Annotated in this window: 1 pseudogene; it reads right to left on the bottom strand. The window is 52.2% G+C overall.

Annotation, left to right across the window (positions count from 1 at the left end):
- Nucleotides 1–673: pseudogene (locus LIQ05_RS19360) on the bottom strand (lytic transglycosylase); the annotation flags it as partial.
- Nucleotides 674–874: the final 201 nt, after the last annotated feature.

Genomic DNA, 874 nt, shown 5'->3' with positions numbered 1-874 from the left:
TACGCCGCTGTATGGTCTTCGGCTCCAACTGTTTCCGTGGCTTTTCCTTGATCCGTATGGTTTCCGGCTGTTTCTGGCGGATGGCATTCTGCCTTGCGGTATCTCCGGCCTTGCTTTTCTGGTTTTGTCTTTTGATGGAAAGCGATCCACCTTCCGACATTTCCTGTCCATTCTGGATTCTTGGTGTCTCCCTGGCAGCCCGGATCTTCTGCTCTTTTGTTTTGACGGCATCTGAAACCGCCTTTTGCCGCTGGGCATTCTGAATCTGTACTTCCCGGCTCTTCTGCTCGGGTGCTTCCCGGCTAGCAGGATCGGCGGTCTGTGTGTCCCCTGTTCCTCTGGCGGTTTCTTTCTCCGCTTCTTTTTCTACTTCTTTTTTGCCAGCGGCTCTCTGTTTGATCTTCTCGTAGGAAGTCTGTGCGGCTGTCTTTCCGGCTCTGGTTACAGTTCTGCCTGTCTTTCTTGCAGCCCATTCCTCTGCGGATGCGACTTTCCCACTGGCATATTCGGATGGGGACTGTTCTCCCATGTCATTGTCCCTGGCATTTGCGATGGCCTGGGATTTTTCCTTGCTCTCCAGTATGGCCGTCCGCATCAGCTCCTTGGGGATTCTGGAGGCAGGATTTTTGGTCTTTGGTTTTGTTGTAACTTCTTTGGTTTTGATATCCTTCATCTCTCACCTCCAGTCCCGGCTTGTCCCGCTCTTACCCTTCGCCCGGCTTGGTCGTCATCAGGCGGTACAGCTTTGTATTTCTTGGAAACGAATTTTCAAACGGCACCAGATTTCCGGAACAGCGGATCAGACCATGGCCGGCACCCACATTGGTGATGTAGGATAACTGGTTGTCTGAAATATTCAGAAGTGCCGCCAGCT

Source organism: Blautia glucerasea (assembly GCF_020537505.1).
GTDB lineage: Bacteria > Bacillota > Clostridia > Lachnospirales > Lachnospiraceae > Blautia_A.
This window is presented reverse-complemented; position numbering and strand designations above follow the sequence as displayed.